2 protein-coding genes are annotated in these 1,829 nt (G+C 71.4%); one reads left to right on the top strand and one right to left on the bottom strand.

What is annotated here, in order from left to right; all coding sequences use genetic code 11:
* The coding region (locus tag G6016_RS11250) for an MFS transporter (RefSeq protein WP_182632742.1) at positions 1–1,243 on the bottom strand (1,243 nt) is incomplete at its 3' end.
* Positions 1,244–1,367: 124 nt separating this feature from the next.
* Here G6016_RS11250 and G6016_RS11245 point away from each other — a divergent pair.
* A partial coding sequence (locus G6016_RS11245) for a TetR/AcrR family transcriptional regulator (RefSeq protein ID WP_182632741.1) occupies positions 1,368–1,829 on the top strand: 462 nt, incomplete at its 3' end.

Here is a 1,829-nt window from a genome sequence, read left to right as displayed (position 1 = left end):
CGAGAATGCTGCCGCCGATCGCGATGCCGATCGCGGCGCCGACCTCGCGCATGGCGTCGTTGACGGCGGCGCCCACGCCCTGTTCGTCGACGGGGATGTCGGAGACGATCGCCGAGGTGGCCGGGGCGGTGGACAGTCCGAGCCCTGCGGCGGCGATGCACAGGGGCCACAGGACGTCCCAGTAGCCGGAGTCCACGCCGAGGCGCGAGAGCAGGATCATGCCCACGGCGATCCCGCCGACGCCCACCACGGACATCACGCGCAGCCCGACCAGCCCCGTGAGCTTGGGCGCGATGAGCGAGAGCAGCAGCACGGGCACGGCCATGGGCGCCAGGGCCATGGCGGCGCCGAGGGCGTCGTAGCCCTGCACGAGCTGCAGGTACTGGACGATGAGCAGGAAGAACCCAAAGATCACGAGGAACTGCAGGGCGACAGAGACCGAGCCGGTGGAGAAGCCGCGCCGACGGAAGTAGCGCACGTCCAGCAGGGGGTCGGTGGCGCGCAGCTCGACCAGGACGAAGGCCACGACGCTCACCGCGGAGACAACAAGGGCGACGACGACGAGGGGTTCGGAGAACGAGGTGTGGGCGCCTTCGATCAGACCGAACACCACGCCTCCCACGGCGAGGGCCGAGAACACGGAACCGAGCACGTCGGGCCGGCCGTGCCGGGACGCGACGGACTCCCCGATGGTGAACGCGGCCACCAGGACGAGCAGCCCGATCACGGAGTTCACCACGAAGATCGACTTCCACGACCACACCTGCAGCATGAGCCCGGAGCCGACCAGGCCCACGATGCCGCCGATGCCGGCGAATCCGGCCCAGGTGCCCACGGCGGAGCCGCGGCGTTCGGGCGGGAAGCTGGCGGTGAGCAGGGACAGGGTGGAGGGCATGACGAACGCGGCGCCGACGCCGGCCACGGCGCGCAGGATGATGAGCCAGAGCGGCGAGTCGAGCCAGAGCGGCAGTATCGAGGAGACGGTGAACAGGGCCAGTCCCACGATGAGGGTGGCGCGGCGGCCGAATCTGTCGCCGAGTGCGCCGGCGGTGAGGACGAGTCCGGCCAGGGCGAGGGTGTAGGAGTCGACGATCCAGGTGAGCTCGGCCTGGGTGGCGCCGATCGCCACGGCGATGTCGGGCAGCGAGGTGTAGAGCGCGGACATCGTGGCCACGACCAGCGATACCGCGACCATGTTGACGAACAGCAGCCAGCGCCGCCGTCCTGCGGTGAGTTCGAGCACGGGTCCTCCCGGGGTCGGGGTGCGACGGTCGGCGCGCCGCCACAGGAAACGATACCGACGGTATCGGATCCCTCCGGACACGGTAACGCACGAGCGGCCCGCCACGGCAGGCCACAATGGACCCATGTCCGCGCCCATCGACCCGCGTCGTGCCCGTTCGAGGGGCAAGCTGCTCGACGCCGCCGCCGACCTGCTCCTCTCGGGCGGCGCCGCGGCGGTGACGGTGGAGGCGGTCACGCGGGTCTCGGGGGTCGCGCGGACCACGCTGTACCGGAATTTCCCGTCGACGGACTCGCTCATCGCCGCGGCCTTCCGTCGGCTGCTGCCCACGCCGGAGGAGCCGCCCGCGGATCTACCGGTACGCGAGCAGCTGGTCCATCTGTGCACGTCGATGGCCCGGCTCATCCAGACGGCGCCCCTGCAGCAGTCGATGCTCGGCTGGCTGGCGATGGGCCGCGGCGCGTCCACAGACGACGAGGTGGGCGAGCTGCGCCGCGGGGTCGTGGACGCCTACGCCGCGCCGCTGCACGAGATCCTCTCGGCGGCGGAGGCCGACGGTTCGCTCGCGCCGGGCGACCGCGATCTG

The organism is Dietzia aerolata (assembly GCF_014144865.1).
GTDB classification, from domain to species: domain Bacteria; phylum Actinomycetota; class Actinomycetes; order Mycobacteriales; family Mycobacteriaceae; genus Dietzia; species Dietzia aerolata.
This window is presented reverse-complemented; position numbering and strand designations above follow the sequence as displayed.